22 protein-coding genes are annotated in these 23,896 nt (G+C 66.0%); 14 read left to right on the top strand and 8 right to left on the bottom strand.

Annotated features, from left to right (window positions below):
- Positions 1-17 precede the first annotated feature (17 nt).
- Positions 18-143 (top strand): hypothetical protein, encoded by a 126-nt coding sequence (locus tag FYJ92_RS19215; RefSeq protein ID WP_255482192.1) that lies wholly within the window; start codon positions 18-20, stop codon positions 141-143.
- Positions 144-155: 12 nt separating this feature from the next.
- On the opposite strand, the gene FYJ92_RS17400 is transcribed toward FYJ92_RS19215, so the two are convergent.
- Entirely contained in the window at positions 156-1,013 is an 858-nt protein-coding gene (locus FYJ92_RS17400) for a prephenate dehydratase (protein WP_185261816.1), read from the bottom strand.
- Between the two features lie 183 nt (positions 1,014-1,196).
- On the opposite strand from FYJ92_RS17400, the gene gdhA reads away from it, so the two are divergent.
- Entirely contained in the window at positions 1,197-2,534 is a 1,338-nt protein-coding gene (gdhA, locus tag FYJ92_RS17395) for an NADP-specific glutamate dehydrogenase (protein WP_185261815.1), read from the top strand.
- Between the two features lie 302 nt (positions 2,535-2,836).
- Positions 2,837-4,129 carry an ammonium transporter gene (locus tag FYJ92_RS17390; protein ID WP_185261814.1) on the top strand — a complete coding sequence of 431 codons (1,293 nt, stop codon included), beginning with the start codon at positions 2,837-2,839 and terminating at the stop codon, positions 4,127-4,129.
- 194 nt (positions 4,130-4,323) lie between these two features.
- Here FYJ92_RS17390 and FYJ92_RS19210 read toward each other — a convergent pair whose 3' ends face one another.
- Both FYJ92_RS19210 and FYJ92_RS17380 read right to left on the bottom strand, forming a co-directional pair.
- Positions 4,324-4,497 (bottom strand): hypothetical protein, encoded by a 174-nt coding sequence (locus FYJ92_RS19210; protein ID WP_255482191.1) that lies wholly within the window; start codon positions 4,495-4,497, stop codon positions 4,324-4,326.
- A gap of 457 nt (positions 4,498-4,954) precedes the next feature.
- Complete coding sequence (locus tag FYJ92_RS17380) at positions 4,955-6,595, bottom strand: HNH endonuclease signature motif containing protein (RefSeq protein WP_185261813.1); 1,641 nt, start codon at positions 6,593-6,595, stop codon at positions 4,955-4,957.
- Between the two features lie 88 nt (positions 6,596-6,683).
- On the opposite strand from FYJ92_RS17380, the gene FYJ92_RS17375 reads away from it, so the two are divergent.
- On the top strand, positions 6,684-7,460 hold the full coding sequence (locus tag FYJ92_RS17375; protein ID WP_255482190.1) for an HNH endonuclease family protein: 777 nt from the start codon (positions 6,684-6,686) through the stop codon (positions 7,458-7,460).
- Positions 7,461-7,470: 10 nt separating this feature from the next.
- Here the strand turns inward: FYJ92_RS17375 and FYJ92_RS17370 are convergent, their stop codons facing one another.
- Positions 7,471-10,956 carry a DEAD/DEAH box helicase gene (locus tag FYJ92_RS17370; RefSeq protein ID WP_185261812.1) on the bottom strand — a complete coding sequence of 1,162 codons (3,486 nt, stop codon included), beginning with the start codon at positions 10,954-10,956 and terminating at the stop codon, positions 7,471-7,473.
- A 192-nt stretch (positions 10,957-11,148) separates the two neighbouring features.
- On the opposite strand from FYJ92_RS17370, the gene FYJ92_RS17365 reads away from it, so the two are divergent.
- The 4 genes from FYJ92_RS17365 (at position 11,149) to FYJ92_RS17350 (ending at position 14,338) form a co-directional block, all read left to right on the top strand.
- A complete protein-coding gene (locus FYJ92_RS17365) occupies positions 11,149-12,000 on the top strand; it encodes a hypothetical protein (RefSeq protein WP_185261811.1) in 852 nt (283 codons plus the stop codon).
- A 262-nt stretch (positions 12,001-12,262) separates the two neighbouring features.
- Positions 12,263-12,898: a protein tyrosine phosphatase gene (locus tag FYJ92_RS17360; protein ID WP_185261810.1), complete on the top strand. Its 636-nt coding sequence runs from the start codon at positions 12,263-12,265 to the stop codon at positions 12,896-12,898.
- Between the two features lie 155 nt (positions 12,899-13,053).
- Entirely contained in the window at positions 13,054-13,632 is a 579-nt protein-coding gene (locus tag FYJ92_RS17355; protein ID WP_185261809.1) for an RNA polymerase sigma factor, read from the top strand.
- Entirely contained in the window at positions 13,625-14,338 is a 714-nt protein-coding gene (locus FYJ92_RS17350; protein WP_185261808.1) for a hypothetical protein, read from the top strand. Before FYJ92_RS17355 ends, FYJ92_RS17350 begins: the two co-directional genes overlap by 8 nt.
- 49 nt (positions 14,339-14,387) lie before the next feature.
- On the opposite strand, the gene FYJ92_RS17345 is transcribed toward FYJ92_RS17350, so the two are convergent.
- Complete coding sequence (locus FYJ92_RS17345; RefSeq protein WP_185261807.1) at positions 14,388-14,927, bottom strand: hypothetical protein; 540 nt, start codon at positions 14,925-14,927, stop codon at positions 14,388-14,390.
- Positions 14,928-15,148: 221 nt separating this feature from the next.
- Between FYJ92_RS17345 and FYJ92_RS17340 the strand changes: the two genes are divergently transcribed.
- A complete protein-coding gene (locus FYJ92_RS17340) occupies positions 15,149-15,649 on the top strand; it encodes a sigma-70 family RNA polymerase sigma factor (RefSeq protein ID WP_185261806.1) in 501 nt (166 codons plus the stop codon).
- Complete coding sequence (locus FYJ92_RS17335) at positions 15,646-16,311, top strand: anti-sigma factor (RefSeq protein WP_185261805.1); 666 nt, start codon at positions 15,646-15,648, stop codon at positions 16,309-16,311. The genes FYJ92_RS17340 and FYJ92_RS17335 overlap by 4 nt, the downstream gene beginning before the upstream one ends.
- Positions 16,312-16,370: 59 nt before the next feature.
- Here FYJ92_RS17335 and FYJ92_RS17330 read toward each other — a convergent pair whose 3' ends face one another.
- Entirely contained in the window at positions 16,371-16,853 is a 483-nt protein-coding gene (locus tag FYJ92_RS17330; RefSeq protein ID WP_185261804.1) for a type II toxin-antitoxin system RatA family toxin, read from the bottom strand.
- Between the two features lie 31 nt (positions 16,854-16,884).
- Positions 16,885-17,829: a DUF1206 domain-containing protein gene (locus FYJ92_RS17325; RefSeq protein WP_185261803.1), complete on the bottom strand. Its 945-nt coding sequence runs from the start codon at positions 17,827-17,829 to the stop codon at positions 16,885-16,887.
- Between the two features lie 137 nt (positions 17,830-17,966).
- Between FYJ92_RS17325 and FYJ92_RS17320 the strand changes: the two genes are divergently transcribed.
- Positions 17,967-19,550: a hypothetical protein gene (locus FYJ92_RS17320; RefSeq protein WP_185261802.1), complete on the top strand. Its 1,584-nt coding sequence runs from the start codon at positions 17,967-17,969 to the stop codon at positions 19,548-19,550.
- A gap of 63 nt (positions 19,551-19,613) precedes the next feature.
- Complete coding sequence (locus FYJ92_RS17315) at positions 19,614-20,060, top strand: hypothetical protein (protein ID WP_185261801.1); 447 nt, start codon at positions 19,614-19,616, stop codon at positions 20,058-20,060.
- Positions 20,061-20,075: 15 nt separating this feature from the next.
- On the opposite strand, the gene trmB is transcribed toward FYJ92_RS17315, so the two are convergent.
- Positions 20,076-20,999, bottom strand: a complete 924-nt coding sequence (gene trmB / locus FYJ92_RS17310; protein WP_185261800.1) for a tRNA (guanosine(46)-N7)-methyltransferase TrmB — start codon at positions 20,997-20,999, stop codon at positions 20,076-20,078.
- Positions 21,000-21,140: 141 nt separating this feature from the next.
- Here trmB and FYJ92_RS17305 point away from each other — a divergent pair, with 141 nt between their 5' ends.
- The gene (locus FYJ92_RS17305) at positions 21,141-22,472 is read left to right on the top strand and encodes an MFS transporter (RefSeq protein WP_255482189.1); all 1,332 of its coding nucleotides are present in this window, start codon (positions 21,141-21,143) and stop codon (positions 22,470-22,472) included.
- Between the two features lies 1 nt (position 22,473).
- On the top strand, positions 22,474-23,850 hold the full coding sequence (locus FYJ92_RS17300; protein ID WP_185261798.1) for an MFS transporter: 1,377 nt from the start codon (positions 22,474-22,476) through the stop codon (positions 23,848-23,850).
- Positions 23,851-23,896 lie beyond the last annotated feature (46 nt).

Here is a 23,896-nt window from a genome sequence, read left to right as displayed (position 1 = left end):
AGCATGACTACGCTTCCGTGCTCACCCCTCCGGCAGCGCCGGCCACGGGCTCCATCAAGCGGGTTGAGCCTGCGGATGTGGACGCTGCGGAGGTTGAGCCCGCGGGCGGCGGCGACAGCGCGGACGGCCGCGCCAGGGAGTGACGCGGCCCGGGATCAGGGAGTGACCGTTTGCGCGGTCCGGAACCCGGCAGCGGTATAGACACCCAGGATGCGGACTTCGGTGGTGAAGAAGTCCAGCTCCTCAAGGGCCAGGCGCAACGGCACGTCCTCGGGGTGGCCTTCGACGTCCACCATGAACATCGTGGCGGCGAATTCGTCGCCCACCATGTAGCTCTCCAGCCGCGTCATGTTCACGCCGTTGGTAGCGAACCCACCCAGGGCCTTGAACAGCGCCGACGGGACGTTCCGGACGCGGAACACAAAGCTGGTCACCGCCGGTCCGGGCAGTTCTTCCCGGGTGGGCAGTTCCTTCTCCCGCGCCAGGACCACAAAGCGGGTGGTGTTGGACGGGTCATCCTCGACCCGTGACGCCAGCACTTCGAGGCCGTAGATCTCGGCCGCGAGCGGGGGAGCGAGGGACAGCTTGGTGGGGTCGTTCCACTCCCGGACCTCCCGGGCGGACCCGGCAGTGTCACCGGCGATGACCGGACGCAGCCTGGCTTCACGGATCAGGCGGCGGCATTGGCCCAGGGCGTGGATGTGGCTGTGGACCTCGGTGGCGGCCTCGATGGTGCTGCCCGGAATGCCCAGCAGGTCAAAGTGGATGGGCAGGAAGAACTCGCCCACGATCTGCAGGTGCGACTGGGGGAGCAGAATATGGATGTCCGCCACCCGGCCGGCGATCGAGTTCTCAATCGGAATCATTGCCAGCTCCGCCTCGCCGTTGGATACCAGCTCGAAGGCGTCCTCGAAGCTGGCGCAGGGAACGCTTTCCAGCTGGGGGAACATCTGCATGCACGCGATATTGGAGTTGGCGCCGGGCTCACCCTGGTACGCAATCTTCTGGGCCATGGTCCGTATGGTTTCACGGCAGGTGCCCACCCGCCCAACCCGCCGGCAGTATTGTCGCCATTCGGGCGGAGACAATGTCGCCTTTCGGGCGTAGAAGTCGATTGCGACCGCGACAGAAAGTTCCGTAAGGGCAATCGTTGCTAGCATGCTGTGTTGAATAATCAATGAATTTGAGGAGACGGCGTGGACGCTCGGCTTGAGGCCATCCGGAATACGGTACTGGCGCGGAACCCCGGTGAAGCTGAATTCCACCAGGCGGTGACCGAGGTTTTTGAGAGCCTTGGCCCTGTCCACGACCGGCACCCCGAGTTGCTTGAAGCCGCCATCCTGGAGCGGCTCTGCGAGCCCGAACGCCAGATCATCTTCCGTGTTCCGTGGACCGACGACTCCGGGCGCGTGCAGATCAACCGCGGCTTCCGGGTCGAATTCAACTCCGCCCTCGGCCCCTACAAGGGCGGCCTGCGGTTCCACCCCTCTGTCTATCTGGGCATTGTGAAGTTCCTGGGCTTCGAGCAGATCTTCAAGAACGCCCTCACCGGCATGCCCATCGGCGGGGGCAAGGGCGGCTCGGATTTCGATCCGCGCGGCCGCAGCGATGCCGAAGTGATGCGGTTCTGCCAGTCGTTCATGACCGAGCTCTACCGGCACATCGGCGAGTACACCGATGTGCCGGCCGGTGATATCGGCGTCGGCAGCCGTGAAATCGGGTACCTCTTTGGGCAGTACAAGCGCATCACCAACCGCTACGAATCCGGCGTCCTCACCGGCAAAGGCATGTCCTGGGGCGGTTCGCTGGTGCGGCCGGAGGCCACCGGCTATGGCACTGTCATCTTCACCCAGGAGATGCTGAAAACCCGTGGCTCGTCCTTCGACGGGCAGCGCGTGGTGGTGTCAGGTTCGGGCAACGTGGCCATCAACGCCATTGCCAAAGCGCAGACGCTCGGCGCCAGCGTGGTGGCTTGCTCCGACTCCTCCGGCTACATCGTGGATGAGGCGGGCATCGACGTCGCGCTTCTTCGTGAGGTGAAGGAAGTTGAACGCGGACGCCTCAAGGATTACGCGGTGCGCCGTCCCGGCGTTTCCTATGTGGAAGCCGGATCGGTGTGGGATGTCGACGCCACGGTGGCGCTGCCGTGCGCCACGCAGAACGAGCTCGACGGCGATGCTGCCGCGCGGTTGGTCCGCAACGGCCTGGTCGCGGTCGGCGAAGGCGCCAACATGCCCTCCACCCGTGACGCAGTCTCGGTGTTCCAGGATTCCGGTGTGCTGTTCGGGCCGGGTAAGGCCGCGAACGCAGGCGGCGTGGCGACATCGGCGCTTGAGATGCAGCAGAACGCCAGCCGCGATTCCTGGTCCTTCGAACACACGGAGCAGCGGCTCACCGAGATCATGGTGGGCATCCACCACCGCTGTGCATCAACCGCGGACGAGTATGGCGATCCCGGTAACTACGTGCTGGGCGCCAACATCGGCGGGTTTGTCAAGGTGGCTGACGCCATGCTCGCGCAGGGGCTTATCTAGCCAGCACCCCACACTGACGCTCATAGCGGCCACCGACCCAGCAAGGGTCGGTGGCCGCTTGCGTTGTTCCAATATCCGGCTCCCTGAATCCTAAGTTCGTTTGAGTTACCTGTGAAACTCGCCCCGTGAGTGAAACGTTGATTTAACCAGCTAGAAACCCATCGCGGAACTGCAGCCATACAGTTGGAACCAGACGGCAATAGCTGCCCTCCAATGAACGTGGAACTGACTCCGCGTCCGTCCTCCGGAGCGGCTCTAAGGGCAATTTCCGTTCTCTCTTCGCACCACGAAAGGGGTTTCCCATGGATTCGGGAAATGTCGCTTGGATTCTGGCCAGCTCAGCGCTGGTCTGTATGATGATCCCTGCCCTGGCCCTGTTTTACGGGGGCATGGTGGGGTCTCGTCGCATTCTCAACATGATGATGATGATGTGCTTTGGTGGCGCGAGCCTAGTGGCGGTACTCTGGGCGCTCTTCGGCTATTCCATGGCCTTCGGAAACTCCGTGGGCGGCCTCGGACTCATCGGGGACATCACTGAATTCCCGGGCATGGGACAGTTGCTCGCCGCAGACGAGGCAGCCTCCATTCCGGTGGTCCTGTTCGCCGCTTTCCAATTGTTCTTCGCCTGTGTCACCACGGCCCTGGTTGCGGGAGCGGCAGCCGGACGTATGAAGTTCGGCGCCTGGATGCTGTTTGCCGGAATCTGGGCAACCATCGTCTACTTCCCCATTGCACACTGGGTGTTCGCTTTCTCCTCTGCTGACGGCAGCGTCACGGGCGGCTGGATTGCCAGCGGCATCAAGGCAATCGACTTCGCCGGTGGAACCGCCGTGCACATGAACGCCGGCGCCGCGGCGCTTGCACTGGCACTCGTGCTCGGCAAGAGCTCCGGCTGGCCCAAGATGGAGCACACCAAGCCGCACAGCCGACCGCTTGTGCTCGTTGGTGCGGGACTGCTCTGGGTGGGCTGGTTCGGCTTCAACGCAGGCTCCGCACTCTCGGCCGGGCAGTCCGCTTCCGTCGTGTTCCTGAACACCGCGGTGGCAGCTTCTGCCGGGCTCCTCGCCTGGGCGCTGGTTGAGCGACTCCGCCACGGCGCAGCCACCAGCATGGGAGCGGCATCCGGCCTGATCTCGGCCCTGGTTGCCATTACGCCTGCTTGCGGCGCGGTCAGCCCGCTGGGTGCACTGGCCATCGGCGCGATCGCCGGTGCCGTCTGCTCGCTCGCCATCGAACTGAAGTTCCGCCTGGGCTACGACGATTCGCTCGACGTCGTTGGCGTTCACCTCGTGGGCGGCATCATCGGCACCCTGTTGGTCGGCCTGTTTGCCACCGATGCTGCTCCGAACGCCGTCAACGGCCTGTTCTATGGCGGCGGCGTTGAATTGCTGGGTGTCCAGGCGCTGGCCACAGTCACGGTCCTGGCGTACTCGTTCGGCATCACGTGGATCCTGGCCAAGATCCTCGACCGCCTTACCGGCCTGCGGATCAAGCCTGAGGACGAAATGCGCGGTATCGACATCGCAGCCCACTCGGAACTTGCCTACCTCACTGATGAAGACCCAGTGGAGCTCGGTTCGCCGCAGCGGGCCTGATATCCAGTGAGGCCTGAACTCAAATAGATCTTCCCGGGCGGCCCCCACATTGGCGCCGCCCGGCGCGAGTCCGGCTCTGGGCCGAACATCGGACCGGTGCCAGCAGCCGCTGGCTTATAGTTCCGTAGTTCGGCCTTTGGTCGTGCCGGCCTCGATACCCTGTTCTCAAGCCCTGGCTTTCGGATGCTTCGGCGTCAGATGTTTGTGCAGACGAGGTTGCCGTTGTGAACTTCCAGGACGGCCGCCCGGACGTGACTGAGGTGGGTCTTAGGGTCTGCTGCCATGGAGTCAATATCCTCGCCATTCCAATGCGGATGTGTGAAGTAAATGATCAGGGCTCGTTCCTTGCCGTCCGCCGCTGCGTCCATAGGCACAACGTCCGCGTGCCGTCCTACTACTGGACCGCCGTCGGCCGTCTCAGGAGCCCGCCGTCGGATGAGCGGGCCACTCCAACGGCCGTGCCATGGACCCACTCGACGCCGGTCAGCCCGGTTTCCGTAGCCCGTCGCTGCGTGTAGAAGAGCACCCAGTCGCCGGTCAAGTGATCGGGCCCCAGGTGTGGGGTTCGTGGGGCCCTCCCAGATGGGATCCCGGTAGGGAGTCCTGAAGGCATCAGCGCTGAGTGGCGCGACGCTGGACGCTGCAGGTTCCCGGATTGAATCTGAAGCGGCGGCTTTGGTGAGCACGGGAATCTCCAGGTGGATGCGAAGACGGAATTCCTTACAGCATATGCGGGAAAGTGCTTTCCCGCAGCTGCTTCCCAGCTGCTTCCCAGCTGCTTCCCGGCTGCGTGACAGGGCTCGCTCAGCCAGTGCGTGGCAGGGCTTAGCCAGTGTTAGCGCAGGGGACTGGAGGTGCCGCACCGGCCCCGGGCTGATGGGTCAGCCAGAAGAAATCGGGTACGGATGGGAATGGTGCCGGCTCTGCTTCTTGGAGGCGGCGCAGCCATTTCGGCTCTGACCCCGGCTCTGGGTCTGCCGGCAGATGGCTTTCGGGCAGGGCGGGGCCAGGTTCCTTGTGGGGGAGTTGGTTCACTACCTGGTTTGGCCAGATGGGTGGTTCCCAGTCGGGGTGTTCGCTGGCGTAGTGGCGGCCCGTGGGTGATATCCAGCCGGGCGGGTCGGTGGAACTCGCCGTGCTGGGTTTCCAGGGCGTGGTGTGTTTGAGCCGGTGGTGCTTGGGGCAAGGCTGACCGAGATTGCTGATCCCGGTGTTTCCGCCCTGGCGCCAGGCGAGGAGGTGGTCGGCTTCGTTGTCCAGGGACTGGTTGCTGCAGCCGGGGAACGGGCACTTCCCATCCCGCAATCTAAGCCATTGGCGCATCGCTTTGGGTATCCGGTAGCTGTCACGGCCGATTTCCAGCGGTGCTCCGTCGCGGGGGTCGGTCAGGACGCGGTGGAATGAATCGGCGCTGTCGGCAATCAGCTGGCGGGCCATGGATGGCGGAATTGGGCCGTACCCATCGAGCATCGCGGGTTCATCAGTCAGGCCCATCAGCGCAAAGACCGGCACTGTGACCAGCACTTGCGCCTTGGGTGACGGGATCAGATTGGCCTGCCCGCCCAGAAGCCAAGCTGCGACGCTGTCGGCGCGGAGTTGGGTGAGGGTCCTGGACTCGGTGGGGCCCTGCAGGGCGCGGGCGGCGGTGGTGGCGCGGTCCCAGATCCCGGAGGCCTGATCGGCAGGGAGGTAGGCGGAGAGCCAAGCCATGCCGTCCCGGTCCGGGGAGTACTCCAGCCGCCGGTCCGCCGCGCTGCGGGTGTGGCGTTTTTCGATGCTGTCCGGGTGGTGGCGTTCGCGCCAGGTCCGGGCCTTGTGACGGAACCGGGACGGCACCATTTCTCCGGCCGGGTTCCGCGCCGGGTTGGGTGCATCAGGGTCCAGGAAGTGCGCCTCCAACGCCGCCGCACCCGTGGGATCCAGATTGACCGTTTCGTCGACAACGATCCGGGCATGCTGCCAGGAAATGTTCCCGGCTTCCAGGGCGGCCAGCGTCAGCGGCAGGGCGGTGGTCAGGCGGTGCGGTTCGCCCAGCAGCGCGCTGCCCGTGCGTTCACTGACGGTCAGGGCGCAGGCGACCTCGGCCACGATGCCCATGTCCTGGGCGGTCTGCTCCTGGGGGGAAGTGATGGGGGCCGCGATGGTTTGAGCGGCCTCGTCGTAACCGCTGGCGGCATGGACCTTCACGGCTGCGAACATGGCTTCCATCCCCACGGTCCCCGACAGGACGGTCAGGCAAAGCTCAGCCTGCCGGCGAGCCAAGTCCCCACACCTGGCGGATGGACCAGTCACTGAAGGGGAATCGGCCGGATCAGTTGCAGGCGGACCAATTGCCGCCGGGCTGGCGGCCGAGCCCGCGGCCAGGTCAGCGGCCGGATCCGCGGACGTCCCTCGAAGCACCCCGGCCAGCTGCAAAGCAGAGGCCGCGATGGTCTCCAGAATCTCTGCCCCTACCGTGTTGTCCATACCTCCATCATGACGAGGGGGTACGACATTTAAGGGTGACAGACTCCACACCCCGGCATGACAGGTGAGAACGTCCCGCGCCAGTAGCGTGTTCATCTCCGCCGCACTCCTGAAGGACATAACCATCAACCGCTCCGCCGCCACCAAAGCACTGACTCTGTTGACCAGTCTGTTTCTCGCCAGTGCCCTGGCCGGTTGTGACGCCGCAGCCCAGGCCGCGACGCAGGCCGCAAACAAGGTGGCCGAAGCGGTCAGGGAAGCGCCGCCGTCGGGCGACTCCGGCGAATCATCGGTGAGCCCAGCCGACGTGGCAACGGCTCTCGCCCAGCTGGAAACCATCCCGGTGAAGGGGCGCGCACCCAAAACCGGCTACAGCCGCGAGGAATTCGGCCCCGCGTGGGCCGACGTCGACCGAAATGGCTGCGACACGAGAAACGACATCCTCGCCAGGGACCTCGAAGGTGAGACGTTCAAGCCCGGTACACAAAACTGCGTCGTTGCCACCGGTACGCTGGCCGATAAGTACACCGGCACAACCATCAACTTCGTCCGCGGCAACACCACCAGCTCCGCCGTCCAGATCGACCACCTCATCGCCCTCAGCGACGCCTGGCAGAAGGGCGCCCAGCAGCTCAGTGCCGAACAGCGCAGGCAGCTGGCCAACGATCCCCTGAACCTGATGGCTGCGGACGGGCCTGCCAACAGCGCCAAGGGCGACAAGGATGCGGCCACCTGGCTCCCGCCAAACAAGGCGTTCCGGTGCGAATACGTAGCCCGCCAGACCGCCGTGAAGGCCAACTACAGCCTGTGGGTCACCCAAGCCGAGCATGATGCGATCGCCGGTATCCTGACAGCCTGCAGTTAGGCTTGACCGCTCAGTCCTTGAACAGGCCAGCGAGGTCCTCGGCCGTGATCGAACCGCTGGATAGGGCGTCACCCTCCATCACATCCGCGAACAGCTGCGACTTCCGGGCTTTCAGAGCCATGACCTTTTCCTCGATCGTGTCCTTGGCCACCAGCCGGTAGACCATCACGTTCCGCGCCTGCCCGATCCGGTGCGTCCGGTCCACGGCCTGCGCCTCCGAGGCCGGGTTCCACCAGGGATCCAGCAGGAACACGTAGTCGGCCTCAGTCAGGTTCAGGCCAAAGCCGCCGGCCTTCAGCGAAATCAGGAAAACCGGCGCGCTGCCGTTCTTGAATTCATTCACGACGTCGGTGCGGTTCCGGGTGCCGCCGTCGAGATAGCAGAATTCGATCTTCTCCTCCACAAGGCGTTCGCGCACCTTGCCCAGGAAGCCGGTGAACTGGCTGAAGATCAGGGCGCGGTGGCCCTCGGCAACCAAGTCCTCAAGCTGCTCAAACAGCACGTCCAGCTTCGAAGAACGGACACCTGACAGCGACGGATCCACCAGGGACGCGTCCAGGCTGAGCTGACGCAGCAGGGTCAGCGACTGGAAGATGGTGAACCGGTTCTTGTTCACATCCTCGATCAGGCCCAGGATCTTCTGCCGTTCGCGCTGCAGGTGCGTCTGGTAGACCTTCTGGTGGCGCGGGTTCAGCACCACTTCCAGGATCTGCTCCTGCTTGGGCGGCAGGTCCTGGATGACCTGGTCCTTGGTGCGGCGCATCATCAGCGGACGGACCCGACGGCGGAGCTTGTCCAGCTGCCCCTTGTCGCCGTTCTTTTCCACCGGCTTCTGGTAATACTCGGCGAACCGCTTGGGGCTGGAGAACAGGCCCGGCGCTACGATGGACGTTAGAGCCCAGAACTCCATGAGGTTGTTCTCCAGCGGGGTGCCGGTGATGGCCAGCTTGAAGGCGGCGGGCAGCTTCCGGGCGCACTGGTAGGCCTTGGACTGGTGGTTCTTCACGAATTGGGCTTCGTCGAGCACCAGCCCCGCCCAGGTCTTGGAGGCGTAGGAGTCGTAGTCGATCCTGAACAGGGCGTAGGACGTGATCACAATGTCCGCGCCGGCGAGTTCGACGGCCGGGTTCTGGCTGTTCTTGGCGAACGTTTCGCTCACGATCCGGACCGTGAGGCCGGGAGCGAAGCGTGCGGCTTCCGCCGCCCAGTTGCCCACGACGCTGGTGGGGGCCACCACCAAAAAGGGAGTCCCGCCGTCGGTCGCTGGAACGTCGGGCGCTGGAATTGGCGCCCCGACAGAATCAGCAGCCCCAGAGACAGAATCAGCACCCTCAGGGACAGAAGCAGCCTGTTCCTTCGCGGCGCACATCAGGGCGAGGGCCTGGACGGTCTTGCCAAGGCCCATGTCGTCCGCGAGGATCCCGCCTAAACTGTGCCGGTACAGGAAGCTGAGCCAGTTGAAGCCTTCCAGCTGGTACGGCCGGAGCTCCGCGTTAAGAGTGGGAGGCAGCGGCAGCCCGTTGATCCCGCCTTCGAGCAGCCCACCCACGGCCTCACGCCAGGCGGCGGCCTGCTCATCCACAATGCCAAGCTGCGCGAGCTCGTCCCAGAGCCCGGCCTGGAAGCGGCTGATCTGCAGCGGGGCGTCCTTGTTGTCCTGCAGCGACCGGGCTTCCTCGATCAGGGCGCGGAGCTGGTGCAGTTCGGGGAGGTCCAGGGAGAAGTAGGCGCCGCTGGGCAGGAGCATCTTGGTCTGGCCCGCGGCCAGCGCGGAGAACACTGCGGCGAACGACACCGGCTGGCCCTCAAGCGAGATCTGGATGCCGAGGTCGAACCAGTCGCGCTGTTCCGTGGCCTTGGTGGAGATGGAAACCACCGGCGCTTCCTCGGCTTCGCGGTAGTCGGCGATGTCCCCGGCAGTGTCCACTGAAACGTCCGGCGCGTTCCGGAGCTCGGGGAGGACGTCCTCGGTAAACGCCAGCGTGTCGAGACCGCTCAGTTCGGCGGACGCGGACAGCCGCGGCGTGCCCCAGCCGCCGGTGGCCGATTCGCCCAAGGCCGGAACAACGTTCCACGGCTGGCCGATGCCCTCCAGGATGCGGGCCTCGGCGGTGTCGTCACGGTAGCCGTGGTCGCCGGGGTGTCGCCACAGCGGTTGGGCCGTGACCAGGTTCCCGGACTTGTAGTGCCATTCCCAGTGCAGCCGGACCCGGTGGTCCGCGCCATAGTTGGCCAGCAGGGAGAGGGTGGGGAGGGCCAGGGCGGGCAGCGCCACCGACTCGTCCGTCGCCGTGACCCGGGCGGCCTGCTTGAGCTTCGGGTAGAAGCCGGTGAGGAAGCGCGTCTCGTCCTTCGCCGGGATGTGCAGGGTGCTGCCGGCCGTCACGAACGTCAGCAGTTCCTCGCTCAACCCGTTTTCCAGCGGGGCCAGCGTGATCACGTTGTCCGCTGAAACACCTGGCAATGCCTCCCCTCCGGTGGTCAGGAAGATGCCGTGCGCGGGGCGGCCAATGGTCCCCACCGACGCCGGATCAACGTCTTCCCCCTCAACGGTGATGGTGGGCGCAAGCTCCAGCCCGCCGTCGTCGCCTGTTTCATTTGGGGACTGCCCCGCCGCGGGTTCGTGGCCGTAACGGCTCAAATTAAGCCCGACGGCGGCGGGAGACTCCGCGAGCCGCACCGGCTCGGTGCCGCGGCTGTGAACCAGGGCGAGGCCGATCTTTTTGGCGTCCGTCAGCAGGCTCCACATGTTCTTCCCGGCGAACGTGTTCAGGCCCAGCCACAGCGCGGAGGAGTTGTGAACCCGGTTGGCGGCGGCGGTGTGTGCGGCCAGGAATGCCTGCATCCACTCGATGTGGGCCTCGTTGCATTCGCGGCGGAAGTTCAGGTAGCTCAGGGTGTTCCAGGAGACGTCGCCGCGGATCCACTTGCCCTTGGCGCCCATGATCACGGGCCGGGCCTTGAGCTGGCGCACGCTGCGGAGCGGGTCGCGGCGGCCTGTGTAGGAGAAGTGCGGCGCCGGTTCCTCGATCTCGAACTGGAGGGCCAACGGGATGCCGCTGATGGACTGGGTGATGCCCGGCTGCGAAATGAGCGGGCTCAGGGCCTGCTCCCAGTCGGCCAGGTCCAGGCGGACGGACTGGCGGGAAAGCCGGGAAACGTCAGCGGGGGCGAGGAGCTGGACGCGGATGGCCGGGTTGTCCTCGGCGGCGAACAGCAGCGCGGCGACGTGTTTGCAGTCCTTGCGGACAGGGCAGCTGCACACGCCCACGGTGCAGCTCCAGCCGCCCGATTTCCGGACCAGCTTGGCCGTGGTGGAGTACGGGACGTCGGCACCTCCCCGGACCTTGCCCAGCATCAGCCCGGTGGCGGCGTCGAACGACATTCCGGAAACCCGGCTGCCCATGGCATACGCCAATCCGGCCGCAAGGGAGCGGTCGTTAATGGCGGGGGTCTGTATTGCCAGTGCCGCACTCTCGTCCGGTTGGGATGGCATGGTGCGCGCTACTTTCAGCTGGCCACGGGGGTGCCGTGTCCGATCGGAGGTTATCTGCTTCATCTTAGTTCGCCCGGCGGGAGCCTGAAACTTCGCCGGACGTTCACTTCCGCCTCAACACACCGGCGCCCCCGCGGACGTAGCGTGAAAGTGTCCTGAGCAGCACCGAAGCATTCAGCAGTGAGGAATCCCATGACCATGAGCCAGAACCCTGTCGTCCTGACCAAGGCCAGCATCGATGCGGGCAGCGAGGAAGTCGTAGATGCCAACGTGTACGTGGTGAACGCCATGTACGGGAAACTGCTCGACGCCGGCGAGATCGCGCCCGCGGCGCTCGGCAGCTACTACGTGGACTTCTACGTCACGCAGTCCCTGGAGGGCGGTTTCGCCCAGTACGTGTTCACCGCGGACCGCGACGAAGTGGACCCGCTCATCCGCGGAGGCCTCGCCGGCATGGGCGCAACCGCCCACCTGGAGCTCTTCAACCGGACTGTTGCGGCGTTTGAGGCCTTGTCCGACGAAGACGAAGAGCGCTACCTCGACGGCGACCTGGACACTGAGGAAGAGTCCAACGAAGCCGTCCGCACCATCGAAGAGCTCGACGGCGAGTTCGAGGAACTCTTCGAAACCGAAAACATCACCGCCCTCAATGCCGCCTGGCTCCTGCGCCAGGAGGGGCTGCTGGTGCTCGACGAAGAAGAGCTCGACGCCTACATCGAGCGTCAGGTTGCGCTCATTCCGAACCTCGAGGAGCGCCAGGCCGCGGCCGACGAGGAAGCGCTGGAGGACGCCCCGGACTTCGAGGTCATCATCCGCGAACTGTGCGGCATGGCCGGCTACACGCTGCAGAAAATCACCATGGGCGATCCCAACTACATGCACGACGGCGAGAAGACGTTGGCGTGGCACTTCACCACGGACCACGGCGACTTCATCATGGTGGAGGACGACGAAGAGGCGTTCATGATCAACCCGGAGAGCCAGGAAATCGTCGCCGCTGTTGAGTTCGAGGAAGCCGACGACGAGGAGATGATCGACGCGTAGGAGACCCACCACAGTCCCGGGCCGGGATCGTTGGGGCTGGTTCGTAGGGGCTGGTTCGTCGGGGCTGGTTCGCCCAGTTCGCCGGAAGAGTGCGGGGTCGCGGGAAATGGCCGGCGACCCCGCACCTTTCCCGCGATTTCGACGGCGGCAAGGAAGAATTTTTGGAGGTGCCGTAACTTTCCCGGTCCGGCCAGCGATGTAGGGGGTGAAGGGTTCCTCACGGAGCCGGATCTGAATTGTTCTCTAGGTTTTGGAGTGTCATATGTCGTTGTTCACTGTTCTCGCCACCAGCAAAATCGCCGCCGGAGTTCTCGCCGCGGGCACCCTGGCCGTCGGTGGAACCGGCGTTGCAGCCGTTTCCGGTGCCCTTCCGGCCGACGCACAGCAGACCGCCCACGAATTGCTCGGCGCCCCGGCCCCGAAGCTGGCCGCTGACGCCACCCAGTCCGCCTCCGCAAACGCTTCCGGCGAAGCAGCAGTTACCGGCGAAGCAGCCGTCTCCGGCGATGAGGTCGCAGCCGAGGCCAACGCCTCTGCTGTTGCCGGCACCACAGTGGACGCTGCAGGTGCCGCCGCCCTTGGCCTCTGCACCGCTTTCACCAACGGTGGACTGAACGCAGCCTCCGAGGGCTTCTCGTCGCTGGTCATCGCCGCTGAGGGCGAAACCAATGTTGACGCCTTCTGCGCCGATGTTGTTGCGAAGGGTGCCGGTTCCGTTGACGCCGACGCCTCCGGCGAGGGTTCCGCTGCGGCCAAGGCTGAGCGCCCCGAACTGCCCGCAGTCCCCGCCGTACCAGCAGTTCCGGGTGTCGACGGCGTTCCCGCCGTTCCCGCCGTTCCTGCTGTTCCGGCCGTGCCGGGCGGCGTTGTAGACGTTCCCGCCGTTTCGAACCGCTAGGACCTGCTCAGCTAGTGTGGACTGCGGGAACTGACTCCGCACGGACCGGATTCCCGCAGCCCACATTGCAGCAAGATTGCTGGCCGACAGCAGCCGACCGATAGCAGCGGCGCACACCGCGCCGAATACCGGGATGAGCGAGTCCGCTGCCCGGGATGGAGGAGCCACTGGTGCTAGACACTTTGGCCGAAGTAGACATAGATACATTTGCAGACACTGCCGGTGCTGATCCGGCTGTGCTCTTCGGTGCTGTCTATCGAACCTTTGCCGGAGCGGTCCAGGGCTACCTCAAGGCCCGCGGCGTGGACGATTCCGAGGCTGTCACCCAGGACGTATTCTTGGCGTTTTTCCCGAAGATTGGCGAGCTGACCGGCGGGCTGCAGGGTGCCAAGTCGTTGGTTTTTTCCATCGCGCACGCCCGGATGGTGGATTACTACCGGCGGGTCGAGCGCCGGCCGGACTTCACCCCGTACGACCCCCTGCAGGACGGGCGCAGCACGGAGTCCGCGGAGGACCACGCTTTAGGCCGCAGCGGCGGCGCGGCTGCCCTGCTTGAAGGCCTCGCCGATGACCACCGCGAGGTCCTGGCACTGCGGGTGGTGGCGGACTTATCGATCGAACAGGTGGCCGGCATCATGGGCAAGTCCCAGGGTGCCATCAAGCAGCTCCAACGCAGGGCGCTGCAAAATCTCAAGGACCAGACTCTTAGAAGAAACCAGGCAGATCATGAGTGATACCGCAGGCACACGCAACGGTTCCCGCCACGACGCCTCTGTTGACCGGCTGCTGCTGGAGGCAGGGCTTGACGACGACGGCGGCCTCCGCCCTGCTCTGCTGGAACTCCGTGCGCTCGCAGCCGAGCAGCCGGCGCCCTCCGCTGCAGTCGCCGCGCTCATGATGCCCGCCGTGACACGGAGCCCCGCAGTGACGCAGACCCCCGCCGTGGCAACGGACGAGCCCGCCGAGGCAACCGACGAGCTCGCCGCCCGCCGTCGTGCCCGTCGCAGGATCACCCTCACCACGCTGTCCGTGGCCGTCTCGTTGGCGGCCGGCGGCGCCGTTGCCGTTGCCTCCGACCAAGGGATCAGGGATTCCATTGGCCAGGTCAACCACGCAGTCACATCTTTTGTGTCCACCGTTGGCGGCAGTCCTGCCCCCGCGCCGGCGGAGACCCCGGGCCCGGTCCAGCCCGGCGTCCCTGCCGTAGGACCCACCGGGCCGGCTGCCACTGTGCCGGTTCCGGCCGCCCCGGGATCCGGTTCCAGCCAGTCCACGCAGCCTGCGCCCGCCCCCTCGGGTTTAGCGCCGGCGGTGCCCCTGCCAGATCTTTCGCTGCCTGAGACCGTCGTGCCGGGTGGGCCACTGAACAGCGAGGGGCAGCCCCCGGCCCTGCCCCTGCCGTCCGCGCCTCCAGTCCCGCTACACGGAATCCAACCCTAAGCGTCCCCGTCCCGTCCCATCCCGTCGCCGTGACTGAGCGTGCCTGCCGTCAGTAGCCTGACGCCGCGGACCGGATCATTTCCCCGGCCGGCGTGGCCAGATTCCAGACGCCGTTGACGCCCTGCCCCAGGATGTCGCCGGGATTCTTGTCCTGTGCGAAGTAATACAGCGGCAGCCCGTTCAGGGTCACCTGCTTGGCCCCGTCCGGCGTCGCGATGGTCCCAAGCGTGCCGGTGACGCCTTCGGCGGCGGGCGTGGCCGCGGTGGTGAGGAGCGGCGGCCACGCGGTCAGGCACGCTCCCGTGCAGGCGCTTGTCCCGGAGTCCTTCACATCCTTGGTGAAGAAATACAGGCTCATGCCAGCGGAATCAACCACGATATTGCCGGCGCTGGAGGACGCTGCCTTGAGGTCGACGGCGGCCGCTGCGGTGGGGGTGCCAGTCGTCGGGGCGGCGGATGTGGCTGCGGGACTCGTGGCCGACGGAGTGGGCGCCGCCGTTGTTGTACTGGTTCCCGGGCTGCCCGCGCAGCCAGAAAGCGCGGCCATGAGGGCCATTGTGGCAAAACCCGTGCCTAGATGTTTTTTCATGTGAACGCTCCTCGTCTGGGGCCCGGTGGCGGATCACCGGGCACTAACCGGTACGACGCGCAAGGGTGAAGAATGGTTCAAGAACCAGCTCCCCTGTTTCCGGCGCCGGTTCCGGGGGGACCACGGCCAGTGAACCTTTTGCGTGCGGGGGACGTCGTATCAGCCGGAATGTACAGTGACCGGACGGGACGGGACGGGAACCGGGGACAGGAGGGGGCGGCATGCCGCTGGATGAGGACGTGGTGGCTGCGATCTACCGCGAACACGGCGCAGCGCTGCGCCGTTTTGTCCTCAGCGCATCCCGTGACCCACAGCTGGCGGAGGACGTGGTGCAGGAGACCGTGCTGCGCGTCTGGCAGCAGGCACCGGAGATCACCGGAAGCCTGCGCAGCTACCTGTTCCGGACCGCCCGGAACATCATGATAGACAACTACCGCAAAGCCCAACGGCGCCCGGCCGAAGTGATGGAACGCGACCTCTCCGATCCCGCCCAAACCGTAGAACGCGTGGATGAACTCCTCAACCGCGTGCTTATGGAGGAGGCGCTGCTTCGGCTCAGTACCGAACACCGCGAGGTCCTCGTGGCACTCCACTACCGCCGTTTCACCGTCAACGAGGCCGCCGTGCAGCTGAACATCCCTAGCGGAACCGTGAAGTCCCGGGCCTACTACGCCGTCAGGGCGCTGCGGATCATCCTGGATGAAATGGGGGTGGAACGGTGAATGACTCTCAGCTGCATCACCTGATGGGCGCCTATGTTCTCGGTGGGCTTGACCCCGCGGATTCGCAACGTTTCGAAGCCCACCTCGAGTCCTGTGCGGATTGCCGGGCCGAACTCGCCGAGTTCGAAAGCCTGCCGGCCCTGCTGGACGCGCTGCCGGTCCCGGAGGCGGTGGCGTTGACGGCGGGTGCCCGCCCCAGGGCGGCCCCTGAGTCAGGCAGTTCAGTGCCCCTCACAGTCCTCGATGAACTGGCCACCCGCCGTCGTAAATTACGACGGCGGTGGGCAGCGCTGGTGGGCGCCGTCGCCGCCGCGTGCCTCGCCTTGGGCCTGGCCGCTGCGCCGCTGCTCAGCCGGCCGCCGGTGCCGGACGCCAGCTACTCGGTCCAGTCCGGCAATGGCCTGCAGTTCAGCATCGACCTCGCCCGGAAAACGTGGGGCACCGAGCTGGCCGTGAACGGCAGCAAGCTGCCGCTGGACGGAACCCTCTCGCTCTGGATCCGGGACCGCAACGGCGGCGAGGACCGGGCTTGTGCCTGGACCGCAACCCCCAGCGGGAGGGTGAAGGTTATGGGCGCCACGCCGGTTCAGCTGGCCAGCATCGCCAGCCTGGAACTGCGGGATGAAACCCAGCAGGCCGTTGCTATCATCACGGTGCCGTAATCCCAGGGCCGGGGATCACGGAGCTTTTTGATCGCCAGGATTTGGTCACCGGGCTTTGATTACTGTGCTTGGAGGGCGCGGAACTCGGCCACCAGCCCGGGGTCCTCACAGGCCCGGGCAAAGGCTTCGATCCTTTTATTGATCTCACGGCCCAGGAGCCAGGCGCCCATCCGCTCAGCCACCGGCCGCAACCAGGCCGGGCGGCACGAAAAGGTGTACTTCCAGACGGCCCGGGTGCCGCCGTCGTCCGCGGTGAAACGCCAGCCGCCACCGAAATTCCCGAAGAACCACGGTCCGGACACCATGGTCATGCCCACGTTTTTGGGTGGCGCATAGGAAACGTATTCGCTCACCATTACCAGGCCCAGGCGGGACACGGTCCGCGTCCGGACGCCCTTTCCGGCGGATTTTGCGCTGTTCAGGAAACTTTGGGCGGAGATGAACGGGTCCCATTTGAGCCGGAACGCACCGGTGGTCTGGGAGAGGGCAAAGACTGTCTCCGAATCGAGGCGGATGTGGCGTTCGGCGCGTACCTGGGGCATGGACCCACCCTAACCGGGGTGAACTGGTGCCCTACGGGTTCATCTTGGCCAGGCGCGCCCTGACCACCATGTAGACGCCGTAGCAGATCAGCCCGGCGCCCACCGCGGCAAGCAGGTAAACGCCGAAGGGCTGCTCTCTCAGCGCCTTGAGCCCGCCGTCAAGGCCCGTTGATTCCTCCGGATGGGCCTGCAGGGTGGCGATGGTGATGAGCATTCCGGTCAACAGCAGGACTGTGCCCTTCGCGACGTAGCCGGTCACGCCCAGCACGCTGACGGCGGTGCGGGCCCGGGGATCCGTAGGCATTGTCAGCTGTTTCTCGAAGGACTTCTTGATGCCGCGGATGCCATAGATCACCCCGGCCACGGAAATTCCGACCCCCACCAGGACCAGGAGTGCCACACCGCCGGGTGCCTTCATCAGGCTGACAGTCAGGTCGCTCGCGGACTTCTGGTTGTCACCGCCGGAACCGGTTCCCAGGGCAAAGGAGGCGAGCGTCAGGGCCAATCCGGCGAATACCAAAGCCTGTGCGGCTGCCTTGAGTTTCTTGCCGGCCTTTTCCTTGGTGGGCAGATGGCCGTAGTCGAAGATCGCGTCACTGGCCTGCCAGATGGCCAAGGCCGCGCAGGCGGCGAAGCTGCCCCATAACAGGAAAGGTCCGGCAGGCTGGCTTGCGAGCTCTGACACGGCGCCACTGAAGTCGGCGCTTCCACCGCCACCCATGGCGAGCCGGATGGCAATGAGGCCTACCAGGAAGTGCAGGACACCGCTGGCCGCGAACCCTGCCCGCGCAAACAGTTCCAACGTGCGTGAATTAGTGGCACCCTCCGCCGCATCGGCGGCCTGCCTGAGTTCTCTTTTGATGGCGGTTCCTTCGGGCCGGCGCCGCAGCGGCGCAGATTTGTGTGCCCCTGCACATGCCCCATCGTGCCACGCCAAGCGGGCCGCGAACAGTCCGATCTGCGCGCCGCGCACCATCCCGGACTTGGTGCTGGTTCTCGTGCTGATTCGGGGCTCCGGCGATGGGGAGTGATCCCCATCGCGGGACACTTGCTGCCGTGCGACGATATGTCCAGCGATAGATCTAACTCTTATTACTCTCCGGGGGAGACACCATGACTTTTTACGGCGCGGACGTCAGTCAGCTTCGGGAGCTGGCGAAGGCTGTTGACAAGGCGGCGTCGCTGCTCAGCAGTCGGGCCAGTTCCCTGCAGGGCCAGATCCAGTCCGCGCCCTGGAAGGGCACCGACGGCGAGCTGTTCCGGCAGGACTGGTCCGGCAACCACCGTCCCAGCCTGGAGCGGGTGGCATCGAGCCTCCGCCACAACTCCAAGCTGCTCCTGCAGCACGCAAACGAGCAGGAACAGTCCTCTGCCGAGACCGGTGGCGGCAGCGGTAGCTCCAGCGTGCTGGACAGGCTCAAGGACCTGGGCAGCCGGGCGCAGAACTGGCTGGAGGAACAGGTAGCGAAGGCGGCAGCGGCTGAGGCCCACCGCCAAGAGCTGAAACAGGGCCTGGATGACATGCTCAAGGCCAGCCCGGAAGAGCAGGCCAAGTGGTGGGCCGGCCTGTCCGAGGAAGACCGGAAATATCTGATCGAAGGCGAAGACGAGAATGGTCCCTTCGCCGAGGACCTCATGAGGATGGACGGCGGTATTCCCCTGTCCGCCCAGGAGCAGGCCAGCGACCACCTTCGGGAAATCGCCAGGACGGATACTCCCTTGTACACGGAGACCGGCAAGGCCTCCCTTGACGCCCGGGTTGCCTGGTTCCATGCCGGCGCGGAGGTAGGCACCGTGGTGGTGGAGAACGCGGACGGTTCGGCCACCATGAAGGTCTACGGAAACGTGGGCGTGGGAGTGAACGACACCACCGGCACGGCCGGGGTCACACTCAATGGGGAGGCCTCGCGGGAGTTCCAGTTCGACAGCCTTGAAGAGGCCATGGCCGCCCGCAACCAGATTTACACGGACCTCCCGCCGGACAGCGTCGGTGAAATCAAGGATGTGGCCGGCAACCCGCCTGGCTACATCCTGGACACCATCAACGATGCGGCAGACGACAACGGCACCACTGGCCACGACGACAAAGCTAAGGGAACCCTCTCCCTCGAGGCCAAGGGCGAATCCGGGCCCACTTCGGGCTCGGCGAAGCTGGACCTTGCCTACGAGCGGAACCTGACGGACGGTACGGCAACCGCCAGTGCCGAAGTGTCGGCCCAGGGCAAGCTGAACCTTGACGGCAGGGTATTCGAGGCCTCGGGCAAGGGCGGCCTGGAAGTGAATCTGGATAAGCACGGCAACATGGAGTCGATCGCCGTGTCCATGGAGGGCACGGTTGCGGCGGGCGCCACCGCGGGCCCCGACCTCCAGGGCGCCAAGGCTGAGTCCAGCGTGACAGTCGGCACGCAGGGCACCGTGAAGATCGATGTCGAGTACTCGCCGGAGAACGCGGCCGTGATTGACAGCTACATGCGCAATGTGGCGTTGGGAGACACGGTTGCGGCCGGCCAGGACGCCGCCAGGCTCTACCAGGCAGGGGCTGCCACCGTCCAGGAGAACCACGTGGTGACAGCGTCCAACAAGTTCGGCATTGACCTCAAAGCCGGCGAGGTGGAGGTCAAAACCGAGAACAAGGCAACCACCAACGTGTCCACGTACTATAAGGTCCCGAACGACACCAAGCTCGAGAAGCTCTGACGTCCCGTGCCGGATCCGCACGTGCCAACCAGCCCAGCCAAGTCTTACCGCTAAGGAGCAACCATGTCAGTTCATATCGAGTCCCCGCTGGGATTCACGGCAGACTTCCCCGAGCACACCCAGGTTCTGGCGGACTCGGCCGCCGGGCCAAACACCGAGCAGTATGGCCTGCTGGGCGGCGTCCTGGTGACGGTCATCAAGGACGACACCTCCGTGACCGGGGCCGCGCAGGCCAACGGCTGGGCACACCTGATGTCAGGTTTCTACCTTGAAGACCGTGCCGGGACCATCCTGGCCGAAGGCGAACTGAACATACCCGCTAAGGCCTCGTACGCCGTCGTGGTTGGATACACGGATCCGACGGGCGAAGCGAGGGTCGCGGCCACGGTGGGCGTCTGGGAAAACAACCGTTTCATCGGTGTTGTGGTGATCTGGCCATACGTGAACCCGCAGATCGAGCCGCGGCTGGGGATGCTCAAGGAGATCGTCGCTTCCATCAGCGTGAGCTGACACCGGGTCCCGGGCTCAGCGCCGGCGGTAGCAGAGGTCGAAGATCAGCCGGCCGGCCTCGTGGGCCTTCGCCTCGAAACTGGTGCGGATCCGGCCTTCGAAACGGGGGGCCCAGCCGCCCGTTTCGTCCACACCCTCGTTGGGGCCGGTGTGTGCGGTGCTTACCGGCGCCCGGCCCTCGCGGACGGGCGCGCCGCCCACGAGGGTTTCGACGCCGGATTGCCACACCTGGGTGAGCGGGCTTTCGGGTCCGTGGCGCTCGCCGGTGTGGAGGTTTTCGAAGTCCGGCGAGTCCGCCAGGACGTCGCGGACGTGGACGGCGTAGTTGGACCAGTCCGTGGCGACCCGCCACAGGCCGCCCTTGGTGAGTGCCCGTGCGGCCAGTTCGGCAAACTCCGGCTGGATGAGTCGGCGCTTGTGGTGCCGTGACTTGTGCCAGGGGTCGGGGAAAAACACCCAGAGTTCGCTTACGGAACCTGCCGGCAGCATGGTGGCGAGAACCTCGGGCGCGTTGGCTTCCACCACCCGGACGTTGTTCAGCCCGCGGCTGTTGATCTTGATGATGGTGTTGGCCAGGCCCGGCGTGTAGACCTCCACGGCCAGGAAGTCCATGCCCGGGTTCTCCTCGGCCGCGTGGCAGATGGCATCGCCCAGCCCGGACCCGATTTCCACGATGAGCGGCGCTTTGCGGCCGAACTCGGCCTCGGCGTCGAACGTGTAGTCCGGGTGGACCGACGTGTTGGCAACGTGCCGGGGCACGTCCAGCGCCCACCGGTCCGAGTGCTCTTCCCACGCCGTCTGGCGGCGTCCCTGGAGACGGGTACCGCGGCGCACAAAGCTCACGGGCCTGCCGCCGTATGTGCCGAAAGACGCCTGGGTTCCGGGCGTCACCGGGCGCGGGACATGCGGAGGCTGGGGGGATTCTGGGGATTCGCTCATCCCTTCCAGAATACCCGCGGCCCGCATGCGGACGGTTCGGCTGAGCGGGTCCGATGTGGAAGTCCGCTCACCCCCCGCCAGCGCCACAGGTGACTAGGTGGATAACGCCGCCTGACCTCGAAGCCTGACAGAATGGTCCCCGTGACCCGTGCTGACAACGTTGACGTGCCTGGACTGCTGGTCGACGCCGAAATCGACGACATCCCCCCAGCAGCCCCGACGCGCCTTCCGGGCCAGTCGGGCGGTGGGCCGGAAAGCCCGCAGAGCAGCCGCCGTGCCTTGGCGTACCTGGGCCTCTGCCTGGTGCTTGTCGGGCTGAACCTCCGCACGGTTTTCTCCAGTTTCGCCGCGGTTCTTCCCGAGATCACGTCCGACGCCGGCCTGCCGGGCTGGGCAGTCGTGGTGCTCACCACTGTGCCGGTCACGCTCCTGGGCGTCTTCGCGCCGCTGGCCCCCGTTCTGGCCCGCCGGTTTGGAGCCGAACGAGTCCTGCTTGGCGCAATGGCAGTGCTGACGGCAGGACTGCTGCTGCGGCCCGCGGACATCGGCGGCCTGGTGCCAGGTGCCGGCCACCTCCCAACCCTGCTGGCGGGAACTGCCGCCTGCGGTGCCGCCATCGCCTTGTGCAATGTCCTCCTTCCCGGGCTGGTGAAGCGTGATTTCCCGCACCGGCTGGGCCTCATGGGCGGGCTGTACACCACGGCCATCTGCGCCTCGGCCGCCCTCGGAGCCGGCTTTACGTACCCCGTCTTCGCGGCAACGGGGGAGTGGACCTCGGCTCTGTGGTTCTGGGCGGTTCCTGCCGCCGTCGTACTTTTGCTTTTCCTCCCGGTGGCGCTGCGCCAGCACCCCGTCCGGCACCAGGCCAGCCACCTCGGCATCAATGTGTGGCGTTCGGCGGTGGCGTGGCAGGTGACCATCTTTATGGTGCTGCAGGCAATGATGTCCTTCAGCGTCTTTGCGTGGCTGGCGCCCATCCTGCGCGAACGCGGCGTGGACGGCGGAACGGCCGGCCTGATGGTTTCTCTGTCGATAGTGCTCCAGATGCTGGGCTCGCTGTTTGCCCCGGCGCTGGCGGCGAGGCTCCGTGACCAGCGCGCCATCGCTGTGGTGGTTGCGCTGATGACTGGCGGCGGGTTTGCGCTGAGCATCTTCGGACCCCTGGAACTCATCTGGGTGTGGACCGGGCTGCTGGGCCTGGGGCAGGGCAGCCTCACCGCGGTGGCCCTGACCATGATCATGCTGCGGACCCGCGACGGGCACACCGCCGCGCACCTGTCCGGGATGATGCAGGGCGTGGGCTACGGGTTGGGTTCCACCGGCACGCTGATGGTGGGCCAGTTGCACCAGGCCACGGGATCGTTCACCGCCGCCGGGGTGCTGTTCCTGGCGGTCGGTTCGCTGGCCGCGGTGTTCGGCTACCGAGCGGGCCGGAACCGCTACATCGGCGACGCCACCCAGCCGCGCCGATAACATGCGCGATTCCACGCTCCCAACGACAGACCCCACAGCCGGGATCCTGCAGCGACCGTACCTGTGGGTGACCATCGGCGCGTGTGCCCTCGTGTTCCTCGCGGCGTTCGAATCGCTCGCGGTGACCACCATCATGCCCGTCGTCAGCCGTGAACTCGACGGCGCCAGCCTGTATGCCCTTGCGTTCGCCGGTCCACTGGCAACTGGCGTGATCGGCATGGTGGCGGCCGGAAACTGGTCGGACCGCCGCGGGCCAACCGTCCCGCTGTACGCCTCAGTTGCCCTGTTCGTGCTGGGCCTGATCATCGCAGGCACGGCCGTGTCCATGCCCGTGTTGGTTGCCGGCCGCCTGGTGCAGGGGCTTGGCGGCGGTGCGCTGACGGTTGCGCTCTACGTGGTGGTGGCCCGCGTCTATCCGGCCGTCCTGCACCCCGGGATCTTCGCTGCCTTCTCCGCCGCATGGGTGATCCCGTCGCTGGTGGGCCCGTTTGCGGCCGGTATCGTGGCGGAAGTCCTGAGCTGGCACTGGGTGTTCCTGGGCGTGGTGGGGCTGGTGGTTCCCGCGGTGGTGATGATCGTTCCGGTGCTCCGCGGCATCGACCGGCCCTCTGAGCAGGCCCCGGTCCCGCCCTGGGCGCTGGGTCGGCTCGCGTGGGCAGCGCTCGCCGCGCTCGCTGTACTGGGGCTGAACCTCTCCGCCGGAGTCAGGATCGCGGGCTTCACCGCCGCGCCGGCACTCCTGGCCGCGGCCGCCGTCGTGATCGCCCTCGTAGCCGTGCGTCCCCTGGTACCCCGCGGAACACTGCTCGCCCGCCGCGGCCTGCCCAGTGTGATCCTGACCCGCGGCCTGGCGTCTGCCGCGTTTTTCGGCGCCGAAGTGTATTTGCCGTACCTGCTGATCGAGGAATACCAGTTCCCGCCGATGTTCGCCGGCCTGGCGCTCACAGGAGGCGCGTTGTCGTGGGCCGCCGCTGCCGCCATCCAGGGCCGCCTCGGCGCCCGGCTGCAGCACCGGGTGGCTGTGCGCATCGGCTCAGCGCTGGTGCTGGGGGCCATCCTCCTCACGTTGGCGACGTCGGCACTCCACTGGCCTGCCGCCGTCGCGATTGCCGGCTGGCTCTTCGCCGGCGGCGGCATGGGGCTGCTGTATCCGCGGCTCAGCGTGATGACGCTCGCCATGTCCAGCAAGGAAAACCAAGGCTTCAACAGCTCGGCAATGTCCATTTCGGACTCGCTGGGCGGGGCGCTGGCGCTCGCGGCCACGGGAATTGTGTTCGCGGCATTTACGACGACGGCGGAATCGTTCGCGGGGGTTTTCGCACTGACGGCGGTGGTGGCCGTCGCCGCGGTTACGGTGGCGCCGCGGGTTTCGCGCTAACCCCGGAGTTTTTGTCCAGATAATGGGAGATGCGGGCCCCTGAAGT

This window comes from Pseudarthrobacter sp. NBSH8 (assembly GCF_014217545.1).
In the GTDB taxonomy this organism is placed as follows: Bacteria; Actinomycetota; Actinomycetes; order Actinomycetales; family Micrococcaceae; genus Arthrobacter.
The sequence above is the reverse complement of the archived record's forward strand: the minus strand, read 5'-3'. Positions and strand labels throughout refer to the sequence as shown.